The following is a 14,653-nucleotide window of genomic DNA, read 5'->3' as shown; positions in this document are numbered from 1 at the left end:
CGTCTAGTTCGGTGGGCCCGGTGGGACTCGAACCCACACTGGCACGGACCTAAACCGTGTGCCTCTGCCAATTGGGCTACGGGCCCGACACCGAGCAGCCTAACGCCTGGCCCGGCGCCACGGGACAAGCGGTGTTGCGATCGTTTCCGCCGTCCTGCCCGACGGCGTGGCCGGTGAGGCGGGTCTGCCTGCTGTGATCTACCGTGACAGCACTGCGAACAGTGCTTTTCAGGGAGGACACGTGGCGCGCGACCCCGAGACGATCGAACGCGACATCGAGAAGGCCAGGGAGGCACTCGCGGTCACCCTGGACCGCATCGGTGAGAAGGCGAATCCGAAACAGCTCGCCGACTCGGCACGGAGCACTGTCCAGGCCAAGTTCGACGAGCCGAAGGTGAAGTACCCGCTGATCGGTGCGGGCCTGTTGCTCGGCGTCCTGCTCCTGCGCAAGCTGCTGCGCTGAGCCTGCGCCGAGCGGGGAGACGTCGCGGGCCGCCGCGGCGTCTCAGCCCGCGTGGGCGTAGCGGTGTTCCGTGCTCCGCGGGTCGCGGCCCAGTTCCTTGCGCGGCACCGTTGTCGTGGCCGAGGGCTTGGTGCTCTCCTCGTCGCCTTGCTGAGCGGCGTCCTGGGTCTCGGCAGGCCTCTCATCGTCCGCCGGTGCCTCGGGTGACTCGGGACCGCGCGTGAGCCGGGCCGTCATGTAGGTGGAGGTGAACTCGTACGCACTGCCGTTGAGCAGGTGCACCACCGTGGGGGGTGTGCCTTCTCCCGCGAGCTGCTCCACGAGCTGGTCGGCGCGGTCCCTCGCGGCGATGATGCCCGACGCCTCTCCGTTCAGCGTCTTGCCGAGGCCGGACACGGTGACGGTCCAGTCCTCGTCGCGTTGCACGTACTTCGCCGTGATTGTCTGCATCGCCTCGTTCATCCCCTCTTCGCGACAGGGCGCAGCGTTCCCCGGGACGTTCCCCTGTCTTTATGACGATGATTCAAGTCTGTAACGCGCCCGGCGTACCAGCAACAGGAGGGGGCGGAAAAGGCTACTCAGAGTGATAACCCTCTCAGTCTGTTAACACTTAGAGTTAAGTTAACGCCTCGTACTGTCGATCATTGTTGCGCGAGGTGACGTAAACCACCCCAGAGCAAGTTCATCGTGTAGTCCGTGGCCGTCTCCGGGGTGATGTTCTCGTTCTGCTCACACCAGAGCGCCAGGCGTTCGCAGCCGCCCACCACGAACTCGGCCATCGCGTGCGTGAGCGCGGGATCGGACACGTTCAGGTAGCCGCCCATGAGCGAGGCGATGAGGTCGGTCTGCTGCTTCCGGGTGGCTTCGAGTTCGTCGGCGGCCGAGGTGCCGACCAGGCTCGTCTCATGGCGCAGCAACGACCACGCCTGCCTGCGGTCGCGCACGAACTCGAAGAACGCCAACAGTCCCTTCCGCAGGGCCTCCTCCGCGGTCGTCGCGTCGAGCACGGCCCGCTGGGTGGCGTCCCGGAGCGCGGAACGGGCGGCCTGGATGCAGGCGAGCAGCAGGCCTTCCTTCGACTGGAAGTACTCGTAGAGCATGGGCTTGGAGACGCCGACACGTTCGGCGATCTCGTCCATCGACGCGGCGGAGTAGCCACGTTCGGCGAACACGCTCTCGGCGACCTCGATCATCTGCTGTTCGCGTTCGGCTCGCGGCATTCGCCTGCGCCGCTGGGTTGGGGGCTTTGCGGTCGCGCTCACGATCGTTATCCTACTCGCAGTAACCTACTCTGGGTAAGGTGGACTCGGGGTAACAGGAACCGTCGCATGGAGGCACGGACATGGGTAATCGCACCGAGACCGGGGTGGTCGTCGTCGGAACCGGGTTCTCCGGTCTCGGCATGGCGATCCAGTTGCGTAGAGACGGTCGCGAGGACTTCGTCGTGCTGGAGAAGGCCAACGAGGTCGGCGGCACCTGGCGCGACAACACCTACCCCGGTTGCGCGTGCGACATCCAGTCCCACATGTACTCGTTCTCGTTCGAGCAGAATCCGAATTGGTCTCGCTCCTTCTCCCCGCAGCCGGAGATCCACGACTACCTGCGCGGTGTCGCGAGGAAGTACGGACTCTACCGTTTCATCCACTTCGGCCAGGAAATGACGGGTGCGCGGTGGGACGCCGACGAACACCGCTGGCACGTCACGACAGCTTCGGGTGACGAGTACGTGGCCCGCTACCTGGTGTGCGGGGTGGGTGCGCTGCACCTGCCACAGATTCCCGAACTCGTCGGCGCCGAACGCTTCCGTGGTGCGGCGTTCCACTCGGCGCAGTGGGACCACGACTTCGACCTGCGCGGCAAGCGTGTGGCCGTGGTCGGCACCGGCGCCAGCGCCATCCAGTTCGTGCCCGCGATCGCGGGCCAGGTGGGGCGGCTACATCTCTTCCAACGTACCGCGCCCTGGGTGATGCCGAAGGCCGATCACACGATGCCGGACTGGGTCAAGCGGTTGTTCGCCCACGTCCCGCTCGCCCAGCGTGCCTACCGCGACTTCCTCTACTGGACCCTGGAACTGCGCGCCGTCGGCTTCAACGGCGACCCCCGCATCATGCGGCTCGCGCAGAAGATCGCGAAGCGCCATCTCGACAAGCACGTCACCGACCCCGGCCTGCGGGCGAAGCTCACCCCGGACTACGTGCTCGGGTGCAAGCGCGTGCTGATCTCCAACGACTACTACCCGGCCCTGACGCGGGACAACGTCGAGGTCGTCACCGACGGCATCGCCGAGGTCACCGAGACGGGCATCCTCGACAAGGCCGGGATCGAGCGCGAGGTCGACGCGATCATCTACGGCACCGGGTTCCACGTCACCGACGGCTTCGACCACCTCGACATCGTGGGGGCCGACGGCACCAACCTCGGCAGGCAGTGGGCCCGGCACGGCATGCAGACCCATCTCGGCATCACCGCCAACGGATACCCGAACCTGTTCTTCCTGCTCGGCCCCAACACCGGGCTGGGTCACAACTCGGTGGTGTTCATGATCGAGCAGCAGATCCGGTACATCTCCGAGGCCATGCGCTACGTCGAGTCCCACGGTGCCGACGCCATCGAGGTGCGCGCCGACACCCAGGCACAGTCCAACGCCGACATCCAGCGCAAGCTCGCGAACGGCATTTGGACCCGGGGCGGATGCAGGAGCTGGTACCTGGACTCGCAGGGCGTCAACCGCACCATCTGGCCGGGGTTCACCTGGCGGTACTGGATGCGCACGCGCAGGCTGGATCCGGCCGACTTCCGGCTCTCCCGGCGCGCTACAGCGTCGCCGCGGACAGCTTCTTCAGTCGCGTGACGAGCTCTTCGGTCCGCAGGTCGCACAGTGACGCGAGCTGCTCCAGGGTGGCTCGGTCGAACCGCACGTCGGTGGATCCGCCCGCGGCGAGCCTGCCGCGCGCCCAGCGGCGCAGCGGGAGCAGCTCGGGTTGTTCGTCGGCCACGACGTCGGCCAGGTTCACGCGCACCTGGTCGGCTTCGTGGGTGAACAGCCTGCTGTGGACGCGGGCGAGCAGGTTCTGCGGCAGCTCGCCCATCGCGAGGCACAGTTCGGCGAGCCTCACCACGGAACACTGTCGCGTGCCCAGCTCGTAGGTGGCGAGCGTCTGCAACGAGATGCCGCTCTGCAGGCGCTCGCCCAGTTCCTTGCGGGTCCAGCCGCGTTGGGTCCGCAGTCTGCGCAGTTCCTCACCCAGGATTCTCTGGTACATGTCGTTGTCGATCAACACTGGTGTCCCCTGCTCCTGCCGTGCCGCCGGTTGTTCTACGACATGTGAATGGGCGAAGGGCGCTGCCCTTACGCGGCAGCAGGAAGAAAACCCACCAATCCGACGTGGTTGGTCCTAACGGAGTAGTCCGCTGCGCTTTTCGGGCTAGCGGTGTCTGCCGAGGGTGATAGTCTCTCGGCGATCCTGGCGCTATGTCGCCCGATCGGGGTAGTGAGCCGCTGCTTCGCCGGGTCGGGAGCTCTCAGTTGACGCAGGTGACGCCGTCTGCGGTGATCGGCTGCTCGGCCGACCCCTCACCCGCCTGCTGGGGGGCCGCACCCGGTGCGTTCCCACCTCCGGCCGGCGCACCCGCCGCTGAGCTACCGGTGGACTGGTAGTCCGGCGCGAGCAGCACACGCACGTGCCCCGACGTGACCTCCGCGCTCTCCTCCACGGCGATCCCACCGCCCAGTGCGTCGGCGACGGCCTGTGCGGAGGCGCGTTCCCCCTTCGCGGCCTGGACCACGCTCGCCTGCCGGGGCGTGTCGTTGGCCACCTCGCCCTGCACGTAGCCCTGCGCGACGAGCGACTCGGACACCGTGCCCGCGAGGCCCTGAACGTCCGAGGTGTTGTAGACGTCGACGGTGATCTCGCCGGGCGCGGGAGCCTGCTGAGACTTCCCGCTCGGCTTCTTGCCCGACAGTTTCGCGACGAAGTTCCGGACCTCGGTCGGGTCGACCTGTACCGCCATTCCGTCGGGGGTGTCGTACTCGGGGTTCACGATCGGAATGGTGCGGAACTGGATCTGCCCGCCGGTGAGCCCCTTCATCTGCTGGGCGAACGACAGGATGTCCCAGCCCTTGTTCACGACGACGGACTTCTTGATCGCGTCGACGAGGTTGTTCAGCTTGGCCGGGTCCGTCAGCGTGCCCGCCGAGAGCACCCTGTTCGCCAGCCCGGCGAGGAACACCTGTTGCCGCACGACTCGGTCGAGGTCGCCCCGCAGCAGCCCGTGCCGCTGCCGGACGAACGCGAGCGCCTGCACCCCGGAGATGGTCTGCTTGCCCGCCTTGAAGTTCGCGCCGGAGTACGGGTCTTTCGTGGCCTGCTTCAGGCACACCTCCACACCACCGATGGCGTTGGTGATGTCGTAGAAACCGAGCAGGTTGATCGAGGCGTAGTTGTCGATGGTCTGGCCCGTCAACGTCTCGATGGTGGAGATGAGCGTCTTGGCGCCCTCCTGGTTGCTGCGCAGCTCCAGTTCCTTCTCGTCGGTGACCCCCTGCTGTTCCAGCTCCCTCTTCGCGGCCATCTTCCCGCGTGCGTACGCGGAGTTGATCTTGTGTTGGCCGAACCCGGGGACCGTCACGTAGGAGTCCCTCGGCAGGGACAGCGCCACAGCCTTCCCGCCGTCGTTGGGGACGTGGAGGAGGATCAGCGTGTCGGTGTTCAGTTCACCGTCGGCCACACCGGCGTTGAGTTTGGCGAGAACGTCCTTCGGCAGTGGGTTGCCCTGCGCGTCGACCCGGCTGTCCATGCCGACCAGGAGGATGTCGCGCGCCCCGTCGGCGGGAAGCTCTTCCTCCTCCTTTTCGATGACGTCGGCCATCGTCAGGCCGTTGACGAGGCCCTGCATGGCTGCCCAGGCGTAGCCGGTGACGGTGAGGACGAGCACGGACACGAGTGCCAACGCGGCCCTGGCACCGACGTGCCCGCCTCGACGGTGTGGTCGGGCGCCGCCCCTCGGCTTCGCGCTCTGCCTGCTCGGCTGCCGTGCCGGGCGCTCCCCGCGCGTTCCGTCCGACCTGGTACGTGCCTCCTGACGCCCGCGCGGCGCCCCCGTACGCCGTGGGTCACGGCTGGGAGGCTGCTGTCTGCGTACCCGCTCGCCGTCGCGGTCCCTGCCACCCCGGCGCGGGCCGCCACGAGTTCCGTCGACGGCTCGCTCCGGCCCGCGGCGCGGGGGGCGAGGGCGGCGCGGGTCGTCTCCCGGCGGTCGCTCCACGCCAGGGCTCCTTTCCGTCGCTGCTTCTCCGTCGAGCCTGTCGGCCCCCACGGATTCAGACGCACGGGTGCAGGCTGCGGTTGTCGTAGGGTGCCACACGAGGAACCGCCGACACGGACACCACCCCACTCGGCCGGTCGTTCAGCCCCGCGCCCCCCGGGAGGGGGAGGTCAGGGCGATCACCGTGGTCGTGACCGCCGCGGCGACGGCGACCAGGCAGGTCATCGCGTGCACCACCACGCCGACTGAGTCGGGCGACGGCGCCGCCGTCACCGACAGCAACGGCGGCACGCAGGCAGCCGCCGTGAGCAGCCATATTCCCGGAGTGTTGGTGGAACCGGTGCGCACGCTGTGCAACAACGACATTCCCAGTAGGAGGTGCACCAGGCTCTGCACCGGATCGAGCAGCAGACCCGAGAGAGCCGTCGGTGTGGTGTTCAGTGTCGCCAGCGCGAAACCGAACACGCCGAGGACGGCGAAACCGAAACCCGCGACCGTCGCACCGTGGGAGAACAGCCGGTCCAGCCCGGCCTGCGTGTGACTCCATACCGGGAAGGGCGGCGGCCGGTGCCACACGTGGCGTTCGATCCAGACGAACACGAAGACGGCGGGGCCGACCAGCAGTGTGGTGGCGAGCAGAGCACGGGGTTCCACGCCCGGTGCGCCGAACCCCGACCCGAGGCGCCTCGGCAGGTACACGGCACTCACCAGCAACAGCACCGTCGCGAGGAAGAGCAGGTAGAGACTCATCGGCGCGCGGGAGGCCAACCCCGCCACGCGCAGAATCGGCGGGCGGCACACCAGACGGCCGAGGCGGGCCCTGAGCAGACCGAGCACCGCGATGTGGACCACACCGACCAGCAACACGGCTGTCGTGGGCCCGGCCAGCGCGGGCGGTGCGTCGGCGACCCCGAGCACCGTGAGTGGCAGCACTCCCGTGGTGACCCCGATCGTCAACGCGCCGGTTCCGGCCCCGGCCGTGAGCAGGAGCTGACGCCGCGTGGGGGTGAACCCGTCCCGATGGGCGAAGGCGGCCTGCTGCGCCAACAACGCGAGGGTCAGCGTGCCGAGATGGTGAGGCCACGACGACGTGGTGAGCGTGGTGGTCCACTCCGCGCCGGCGAGCGCGAGAGCCAGCCCCAACGGCACCGCGCGCGGCGCGCGGCGGTGCAGCGCCTGCATCAGCGGGGTGAGGACCACCGTGAGCAGGTAGAAACCGAGCAGCCACAGTGGGTGCAACGCCATCCGGACGACACCCTCGACGGTCGTCGGCGGCACGTGCAGCAGTTCCAGCGCGAGGGGGACCGCGAAGGCCACGACGGCGAACACGAGTGTGAGCCGCAGCAGCCAGCTGCCCCTGTGGGCCAGGTAGGCCCGCACCCCGCCGCCGGTTCGCGAGCTGGCGTCCCAAGCCGCGGCGTTGCTGTGTCCCGCGGCGAAGAAGAACAGCACCGCCGACTGCGTCAGCCAGGTGAGGGGCCACAACCACTGGCCGCCCACGTCGGCCCAGCGAGCCAACGCCACCGTCGACTCGCCGAGGATGAGTACCACCACGCTGCCGACGCCGAGCAGCGTCCACGGCATGGCGGGCACGATGCCCCTGCTCCGGCGTGGTGCGGAGTCGGGGCGCGGCGCGGCGGTGGAGGCGCCGAGAAGACGTTCGCGAAACCGGTGCCACAGCAGCACACCGATGACCACGACCCCGGCCAACAGCGGAAGCAGGGGCTCACCCACCGGAGGTCCCCACCTCTGGTGCCAGGAGTTCACCACGAGACCCGCCGTGTAGATCGCGGCGACGCCGCGGCACAGCCCGGGCGTCCCCTTCGGGTTGACGTCGCAGGTGGCGTACATGTCGTCGGACAGCCGGTCGTCGAGCGCCTCCCTGAGCTCGGCCCTGAGCGGGCTGCCCTTCTTCTCCGCGTAGCGAAGCAGGTCGTAGCCGAGGTCGTGGGAACGGCAGGGTGTGCCGAAGTCCCACCGTGTGCTGTCGTCACCCCACGGTGCGGAGCATCCGCCACCGACGTGCACGGCCCTCACCGTGCCGTCGAGCGCCTTCTGCGACGCGGCCTCGACGCCGGTCACTGCCGCGAAGTCGGCAGGCAGCATGGACAGCGCCTGGGCCGAGCGCTCGGGATCGAGCAACGCTTCGACGGCACGTTCGGCGTCGGCCAGGCTCTCGTCGGCGGGCCCGGCTTCGGAGGTGGCGGGTGTGGCTTCCGACCGCGAGGCCAGGAAACCGAAACCCGCCACCAGTAGGACCAGCAGCAGGAGTCGAGCGATGCCGCCCGGTGTCCGTCGACGCGTGTTCAGGCTTTGGCGGGCGGGCATGCCCACAGGGTGGCAGCAGGGAAGTCGTCGTGTCAGCAAATCCGGGAATCGGTCACGCTCGCTGGTCTCGACCGCGGCGTGTCGAGCCTTCGCCCCCGTCACGTCGGGACCGGAGCGAAGCTGACGCGGTTGCGGCCGGCCTCCTTCGCCTCGTACACGGCCGTGTCGGCGGCCTGGAGCAGACCGTCGAGATCGTCGGCGTGCCGGGGGAACACGGCGACCCCGATGGAGGCGGTGCGGCCGCTGATGGTGGCCTGAGCGCCCCGCTTGTCGGTGGTGGGGATCCGTAGGCCTGCGATGGTCGTCCGAATCCGTTCGGCCGCGAGTTCCGCGGCCGAGGTGTCGGCGTCGGGCAACAGCAACAGGAACTCCTCGCCGCCGAAGCGGCCCACGACGTCGGCGGGCCGGGTCACGCTGGACAGGGCACTCGCCACCGCGGCCAGTACGTCGTCGCCCGCCGGGTGCCCGTAGGTGTCGTTGACCCACTTGAAGTGGTCCAGATCCACCATCAGTACGGACAGTGTGCTTCCCGCGCGCCGCACCCGGTTGAGTGCGCGGTCGGCCGACTCCGTCCACCCTCGCATGTTGAGCAGGCCGGTCTTGGGGTCGGTCACCACCGCGTCCTGGAGCTGGTCGATCTCCGCGAGGCGGTTGAAGACGACCGTGACCACCGCCATGATCGCCACCGCCGGAGGCATGATGACCACCAGTACGGCGGTGACGGCGCCGAGCCCGGTGGTGATGGCCTCCAGGAGGTTGTCGGCCTTGCTGCCGAGGACGGTGCGCACGGTCGGGGTGGGCGAGCCCAGCGCCAGGATGCCGCCCACGTAGACGATCTGCACCGCCTCGTACACCGCCGCCGTCACGAGCACGAGCCCGAACTCCCGAAGCGAGCCCGTCGCGGTCAACGTGTTCCAGTCCTGCGGTGACATCGCCGTGTAGCTCAGGTTGGCGAGCGCGGCCGCGAGACCGTGGGCGATGGACGAGTACACGAAGTTGTGCGTGGGGCGGCGAGCGATGAACCAGCGTTGCAGCCGGATGAGCACGACCAGCAGGACCGCGAGCGTGGCGGGCAGGACCAGTGTCGCGGGGAAGACCCAGACTGCCGTGAGATCGATGAGCACGGTCTTCGTTCGGTTGCGCCGACGCTCTTCCTGCCGGTGTGTGAACTGGACGTGCGTGGTGGCGCCCAGAGCGAGGATGGCGAACTCGAGCCAGTCGGAACCGTCGGGCATCGGCGCGTTGGCGAACGCCACCGTGAAACCGGCGACCGACAACGCTTCCATGGCCAGAAGGAACACGACGAAACGCCGCGGTCTGGTCCACAGCGCCCAGTTGCGGGGCAACAGTGCCCTACGGCGATCGCCTGCTCCCGCACGGTCACCGACGGATTGCCGAGGCTGCGGCGTCCGGTTCACAGCCTTCCGGCCCGGGTCGGACGTAACGATTTCTGGCGACGGCCGATCCTGTGGAATGAGCGGCACTCGCCGATCCTCTCGCGTGTGTCGGTCAGGCGGACGGCCGGACTCGGGGAGGCTCGGTTTCGGAGGCCGGTCCGGCTCGGTCCACTACGGGGCAAGGCATCCTCGGTGATCGGTATCATCGCACTGCACCGGAAATTCGTGTAGGCGAGGCCACCGGACGGTAGCGTCGGGTACTGGGGGTGTGTTGTTCTGTACGCGTTTTCGACGTCGGCACGAACTCGGACGCGAGTGGAGGTGTTCTCTCTTGTCTGACCGCGACTTCTGACCTAGAACTGACACATCGCACGACCACGACACCCTGGGGAGGCAACTCGTGTCCGACCGCGACTTCTGATTTCCCCGTGCCAGTTCGTTGTTCGACTCACCAGGTCAGTGCCACCCACGAGGAGGTGTTCACCATGACCGACCGCGACTTCTAAAGAAGCTTCGGCACTGTCGTCGCCGGCCAATGGAAGAACGTGCGCCGTGACAGGTCGTAAACGCCTGAGCGCCGCTCGCTGGCAAGTCATGGTTCACACATCTCGCATTCCGTTCTGTCCACGACGGCAAGGTCGTTTCCGAAGGCTGTGGTTCCTTCCTTGTCGAGTAACCTTTTTCACCGGCTTCACGCCGTGATGGCACCGGCACAATCAGGTGGTCGTCGTGACGCTACCGATCGTCACGATCGCTTTCCGTGTGCCCGATCCTCCTGGCGTCAGTCGGTCTTCTGCACGCGTGCCCAGGCGAGCGCGACCGGGATCGTGAGAACGACACCGGTGGCCCCTGCGATCGCGATCGCGGTCGTCGCGGACCCGACGAGGTCCGCGGCCACTCCGCCCAGTGCGACACCGATACCCTGCGCGACCCGGAGTCCGGTGCGGTAGACGCCGCCCGCGCCACCACGTTTGTCGTTGGGCACCCACGTGATGAACGTGGCCCCGACGGTGATGATGTAGGCGCCTGCCGCGCCGGCGAGCATCAGTAGCAGCAGGGCGAACGGCAGGGTCGGTGTCGCTGCGAAACCGATGAGGAGTGCGGCCGCGAGCGTGGCCAGCACTCCCATCACGCGCTTTCGGTTCTCCGCGGACACGAACCGTGACAGGACGAACGTGCCGAGGATGAAGCCCACCGGATCGGCGGCGAGTAACCAGCCGACGGCTTGCTCGGAAGCACCGATCTGCTCGGCCAGTGGAGCGGCGAGCCCCTCGGGGATCACGGCGAGACCGACCAACCAGGACAGTGCGAGCAGCACGCGCAACCGTGGTTGTCCCCACACCCAGCGCGCCGCGCTGAACCAACTGTCGTCCGGGCTGCCTGCGGCTGGGCGTTGCCGGACCCGGAGTTGCACGAGCAGCGCCGCGACGAGGAAGGTCAGTGCGTCGATCGCCAGAGCCCACGACGCGCCGAGCGACGTGACCAGGAGCCCGCCTCCGGCGAGCCCGATGAGCATGGTGATGTTGTTCGTGATACCCCGCAGATCCTGACTGCGCAGATACAGCTCGTCGTCGGTGAACACCTCGCGCGTCAGGGCGTTCTGCGCGGCGTTCGCCGGCGCGCCCGCGAGGCGGGCCAGGACGACGAGTACGCACAGTGGCGCCAGTGGCATTCCGGGAACGGCCATGGTTCCCACCAGCACGGCCTGCACGGCGGCTGACGTGACGAGAACCGTCTTGCGTGGCAGCCGGTCGGCGAGCTGTGCGAGCCCGAGACCGCCCGCGAGGGCCGGTAGGAAGGTGAGGGCGTACACCACGGCCGCCCACAGGGCCGAGCCGGTGCGGCTGTACACGACGATGGACAGCGCCACGGTCGTCAGGTGGTCGCCGAGGACCGACTGTGCCTCGGCGATCCACAGAGCCCGGAATTCGCGGTTGCGGACGGCGTCACTCATCCGCGCCGCTGTCGTGGTAGCTACCAACTGGTCACCTGTGCCGAATCGGTTACTTATTGCGACGTCGGCGCCCACGTTAGTTTTGATCTACCAGGTGTGGAGCCGATCGTCGGACGTTACCCAGATCGGACTAACGCCGAGGCCCGGCGCTTTCCGATGGCCGTGCCAGGTCATGGCTTCCCCGATGAGTCCCCCTGAACTGCGGGGCGTATCCGGCGACCGATCGCTCACCACTCGTTCGGCGCAGTCCGAACACCGTTCGTCGTGGACTCCTCCGTAGCCTCTCGGGCCGGGTCGAGACTGACGATGACCGGCCGCGAACCGCGCCGGAGACGAACGAGCCCGCGCTCGCGGTGGGAGACGAAACGAATGAACGGACAACTCCACGGCAAGGTCGTGGTCGTGACGGGAGCAGGCAGGGGACTGGGGGAGGCGTTCGCGACACACGCCGCTCAGGCAGGCGCCCGCGTGGTGGTCAACGACGTCGACGGGGACCTGGCGGAGCGGACGACCGCGAACATCACCGCTCACGGTGGCCGGGCGGTGGCCAGCGGCCACAACGTCGCGGATCCCGCCCAGGCGGCCGCGCTCGTCGAGCTCTGCGTGACCGAGTTCGGGAGCGTCGACGGGCTGGTCAACAACGCGGGCCTCAACTACGAGGCCGTCTCCTGGGAGGACGATCCCGACGACGTGCGCAGAGTCGTCGAGACCAACGTTCTCGGGGTCATCTACGTGGGAACGGCCGCGGCGCGTGCCATGGTGGCCAGCGGCCGTGGCGGTTCGATCGTCAACATCTCGTCGGGGGCGTCGCTGGGGCAGCGCAAGCTCGCCACCTACTCGGCCAGCAAGGGGGCGGTGGCGTCGCTGACCTACTCGTGGGCGCTGGACATGGAGGAGGTCGGAATCCGGGTCAACGCCGTGTGCCCGCTCGCGCACACCCGGATGGTGTGGAAGTCGGAGCGGTCGCTGCGGAACTGCCCGCCGGAACGGACTCCCGCGCGGATCGCGCCGCTGGTGCTGTTCCTCCTCGGTGACGACTCGCATGGCATCACCGGTCAGTTGCTCCGGTGCAACGGTTCGGACCTGCACATCATGGGGCAGCCGTACGTGAAGGAACCCGTGCTGCGCAGGGACGTGTGGGACAGCGAGAGCGTTCGGCGGGCCTTCACCGAGGTGTTCGCCGCGCACCTCGAACCGTACGGCCTGGAGAAACGGGTTCCGCCGACGTTGCGGGAATGGACCGCCACCGCTTCGGTGGGTGGGCGTTCGCCCTGGCCCCGGCGCAGCGCCTGAGGGAGCTGCGCTCCTCGGGACGGGCAGGCGGTGGGGAGACCGGCCCGGGCTTCCCACCGCCTGCCGCGATCAGACGGCGTAGAGCGCGTCGATGTCCGAGCGGTAGCGGCTGGTGATGACGCGCCGCTTGAGCTTCAAGGTCGGCGTCAGTTCCCCGCTTTCGGGAGTCCACGCCTGCGTGAGCACGTGGTAGCGCTTCACCTGTTCCACCCTGGCGAGCCGCTCGTTGGCCGATTCGACGGCGCGGTCGATCTCGGCGCGCACGGCGGGGTGCCGGGCCAACGTCGCCAGGTCGTCCGCCTCGATACCCCTGGCGGCGGCCCAGGCAGGGGCCATCTCGTCGTCGAGCACGAGCAGAGCGGTGACGTAGGGCCGGTCGTCACCGATCGCGGCGGCCGCTCCGATGAGCGGGTGCTCCTTGAGCAGCCCCTCGATCCTCGACGGCGCGATGTTCTTGCCGCCCGCGGTGATGATGATTTCCTTCTTGCGGTCGGTGATGGTGACGAATCCGTCCTCGTCGATCGACCCGATGTCGCCGGTGGCGAACCAGCCGTCGGCGTCGGTCGCCTCCTCGATCGAGCCGTCCTCCCGGAGGTAGCCGAGGCACACGATCGGCCCCCGGACGAGCAACTCACCGTCGTCCGCCGTCGTGACCTCCACGTCCGCGATCGGCCTGCCGACACTGCCCGCCCGGAACGCTCCCGCATGGTTGCTCGTGGCCGCGCCGGTGGTCTCCGAAAGGCCCCACACCTCCTGGATCTCCACTCCGAGGCCCGCGAGGAAGTACAGCACGTCCACCGGCAGCGCCGCCGCACCGCTGGAGGCGAACGCGAGTCTGTCGAGACCGAGCAGCTCGCGGATGGGGGCGAGCACGGTACGGTCGGTCTCGGCGATGCGGTCGGCCAGTTCGGGTGGCACCTCCTTGCCCGCGCTGCGGAGCTTGTACCCCTCCTGCAGCAGTTCGCTCGCCGCGAGCAGGGCTTTCCTGCGATCTTCGGGGACGCCGGCGAGCATGGTCCTCAACCCGGTGACCAACTTCTCCCACACCCTGGGGACGCCGAAGAACGACTCCGGCCGGACCCGGTTGAGCGCCGCGACGATCCCTGCCGGGTCGGAGAGCGTGTGGACGTGTCCGGCACGGACGACGGGCAGGTAGATCGACAACTCCCGTTCGGCGATGTGCGCCAACGGCAGGTAGGAGATGTTGGACAGGTGCGGGGAGGCGCCGTGCAGCGAGTCCACGGCGATCGCTTCGTGGATGGCGTTGCGGTGGGAGAGGACGACTCCCTTGGGCACGCCGGTGGTGCCCGAGGTGTAGATCATCGACAGCGGGTCGTCCGGTTCGATGTCGTCGGTGAGTTGCTCGAACGTGTGCGGTGACTCCGCGTGCAGGGCCGCGCCCCGGTCGCGCAGTTCCGTGTACGGGAGGAACCGCTCGTCACCGTCCGGGACCGCGTCGGTGTCGAACACGACGACGTGCCGCAGGCTCGGAAGGTCGTCGAGGACCGGTTGCCAGCGTGCGAGCTCGTCGGCTCCGGCGAGGACGGCGATCGGCGCGGAGCTGTGGTCGGCCACGTACCGGATCTGGTCGCTGCTCAACGTCGAGTACGCGGTGCACGGGACGGCGCCGAGGTTGGCGGCGGCGAGGTCGGTGACGATGTGCTCCACACGGCTCGGCGACATGATGATCAGTCGTTGGCCTGCCCGGAGGCCGAGGTCGGCCAACCCACGGGCGACGGCGGCGACGTGGTCGCGCACCTGCGCCCAGCTCAGCGTGGGACTGTCCGGTTCGTCGAGGGAGGTCAGGGCGGGAAGGTCGCCGAACTCGGTGGCGTTGCGGCGAAGGAACCTGGCGATGGTCTGGCCCTCCACCCGGGCCGCGACGGATTGCTGAGTGGTCAACGCTGTCCTCCTCGGGTCTCCGTGGACCCCACACCTTATGTAACGTGGATC

At 68.4% G+C, this 14,653-nt stretch carries 11 protein-coding genes and 1 tRNA gene; 3 read left to right on the top strand and 9 right to left on the bottom strand.

Going from position 1 to position 14,653, the window contains the following annotated elements; all coding sequences use genetic code 11:
- Window positions 1-12: 12 nt before the first annotated feature.
- Window positions 13-86 (bottom strand) — tRNA-Leu (locus SACCYDRAFT_RS18895).
- 155 nt (window positions 87-241) lie between these two features.
- Between SACCYDRAFT_RS18895 and SACCYDRAFT_RS18890 the strand changes: the two genes are divergently transcribed.
- Window positions 242-463 carry a DUF3618 domain-containing protein gene (locus SACCYDRAFT_RS18890; protein WP_005458635.1) on the top strand — a complete coding sequence of 74 codons (222 nt, stop codon included), beginning with the start codon at window positions 242-244 and terminating at the stop codon, window positions 461-463.
- Between the two features lie 42 nt (window positions 464-505).
- Here the strand turns inward: SACCYDRAFT_RS18890 and SACCYDRAFT_RS18885 are convergent, their stop codons facing one another.
- Window positions 506-913, bottom strand: coding sequence for a hypothetical protein (locus tag SACCYDRAFT_RS18885; RefSeq protein WP_005458634.1), 408 nt, complete (start codon window positions 911-913; stop codon window positions 506-508).
- Between the two features lie 191 nt (window positions 914-1,104).
- Window positions 1,105-1,725 carry a TetR/AcrR family transcriptional regulator gene (locus SACCYDRAFT_RS18880; protein ID WP_005458633.1) on the bottom strand — a complete coding sequence of 207 codons (621 nt, stop codon included), beginning with the start codon at window positions 1,723-1,725 and terminating at the stop codon, window positions 1,105-1,107.
- Window positions 1,726-1,805: 80 nt separating this feature from the next.
- On the opposite strand from SACCYDRAFT_RS18880, the gene SACCYDRAFT_RS18875 reads away from it, so the two are divergent.
- Window positions 1,806-3,314, top strand: a complete 1,509-nt coding sequence (locus SACCYDRAFT_RS18875; protein ID WP_005458632.1) for a flavin-containing monooxygenase — start codon at window positions 1,806-1,808, stop codon at window positions 3,312-3,314.
- On the opposite strand, the gene SACCYDRAFT_RS18870 is transcribed toward SACCYDRAFT_RS18875, so the two are convergent.
- The 5 genes from SACCYDRAFT_RS18870 to SACCYDRAFT_RS18850 form a co-directional block, all read right to left on the bottom strand.
- Window positions 3,277-3,744 (bottom strand): helix-turn-helix transcriptional regulator, encoded by a 468-nt coding sequence (locus SACCYDRAFT_RS18870; RefSeq protein WP_005458630.1) that lies wholly within the window; start codon window positions 3,742-3,744, stop codon window positions 3,277-3,279. The genes SACCYDRAFT_RS18875 and SACCYDRAFT_RS18870 overlap by 38 nt on opposite strands.
- A 241-nt stretch (window positions 3,745-3,985) precedes the next feature.
- Window positions 3,986-5,404 carry an LCP family protein gene (locus SACCYDRAFT_RS18865; RefSeq protein ID WP_043537403.1) on the bottom strand — a complete coding sequence of 473 codons (1,419 nt, stop codon included), beginning with the start codon at window positions 5,402-5,404 and terminating at the stop codon, window positions 3,986-3,988.
- Window positions 5,405-5,869: 465 nt separating this feature from the next.
- Window positions 5,870-8,056, bottom strand: coding sequence for a phospholipase A2 (locus SACCYDRAFT_RS18860; RefSeq protein ID WP_005458627.1), 2,187 nt, complete (start codon window positions 8,054-8,056; stop codon window positions 5,870-5,872).
- A gap of 98 nt (window positions 8,057-8,154) precedes the next feature.
- On the bottom strand, window positions 8,155-9,342 hold the full coding sequence (locus SACCYDRAFT_RS18855) for a GGDEF domain-containing protein (protein WP_052309208.1): 1,188 nt from the start codon (window positions 9,340-9,342) through the stop codon (window positions 8,155-8,157).
- Window positions 9,343-10,234: 892 nt separating this feature from the next.
- Complete coding sequence (locus SACCYDRAFT_RS18850; RefSeq protein ID WP_005458625.1) at window positions 10,235-11,407, bottom strand: MFS transporter; 1,173 nt, start codon at window positions 11,405-11,407, stop codon at window positions 10,235-10,237.
- A gap of 369 nt (window positions 11,408-11,776) precedes the next feature.
- Between SACCYDRAFT_RS18850 and SACCYDRAFT_RS18845 the strand changes: the two genes are divergently transcribed.
- Complete coding sequence (locus SACCYDRAFT_RS18845) at window positions 11,777-12,700, top strand: SDR family NAD(P)-dependent oxidoreductase (protein WP_005458624.1); 924 nt, start codon at window positions 11,777-11,779, stop codon at window positions 12,698-12,700.
- Between the two features lie 69 nt (window positions 12,701-12,769).
- Here the strand turns inward: SACCYDRAFT_RS18845 and SACCYDRAFT_RS18840 are convergent, their stop codons facing one another.
- Window positions 12,770-14,602: an AMP-dependent synthetase/ligase gene (locus tag SACCYDRAFT_RS18840; RefSeq protein WP_005458622.1), complete on the bottom strand. Its 1,833-nt coding sequence runs from the start codon at window positions 14,600-14,602 to the stop codon at window positions 12,770-12,772.
- Window positions 14,603-14,653 lie beyond the last annotated feature (51 nt).

It is taken from the genome of Saccharomonospora cyanea NA-134 (assembly GCF_000244975.1).
GTDB classification, from domain to species: domain Bacteria; phylum Actinomycetota; class Actinomycetes; order Mycobacteriales; family Pseudonocardiaceae; genus Saccharomonospora; species Saccharomonospora cyanea.
This window is presented reverse-complemented; position numbering and strand designations above follow the sequence as displayed.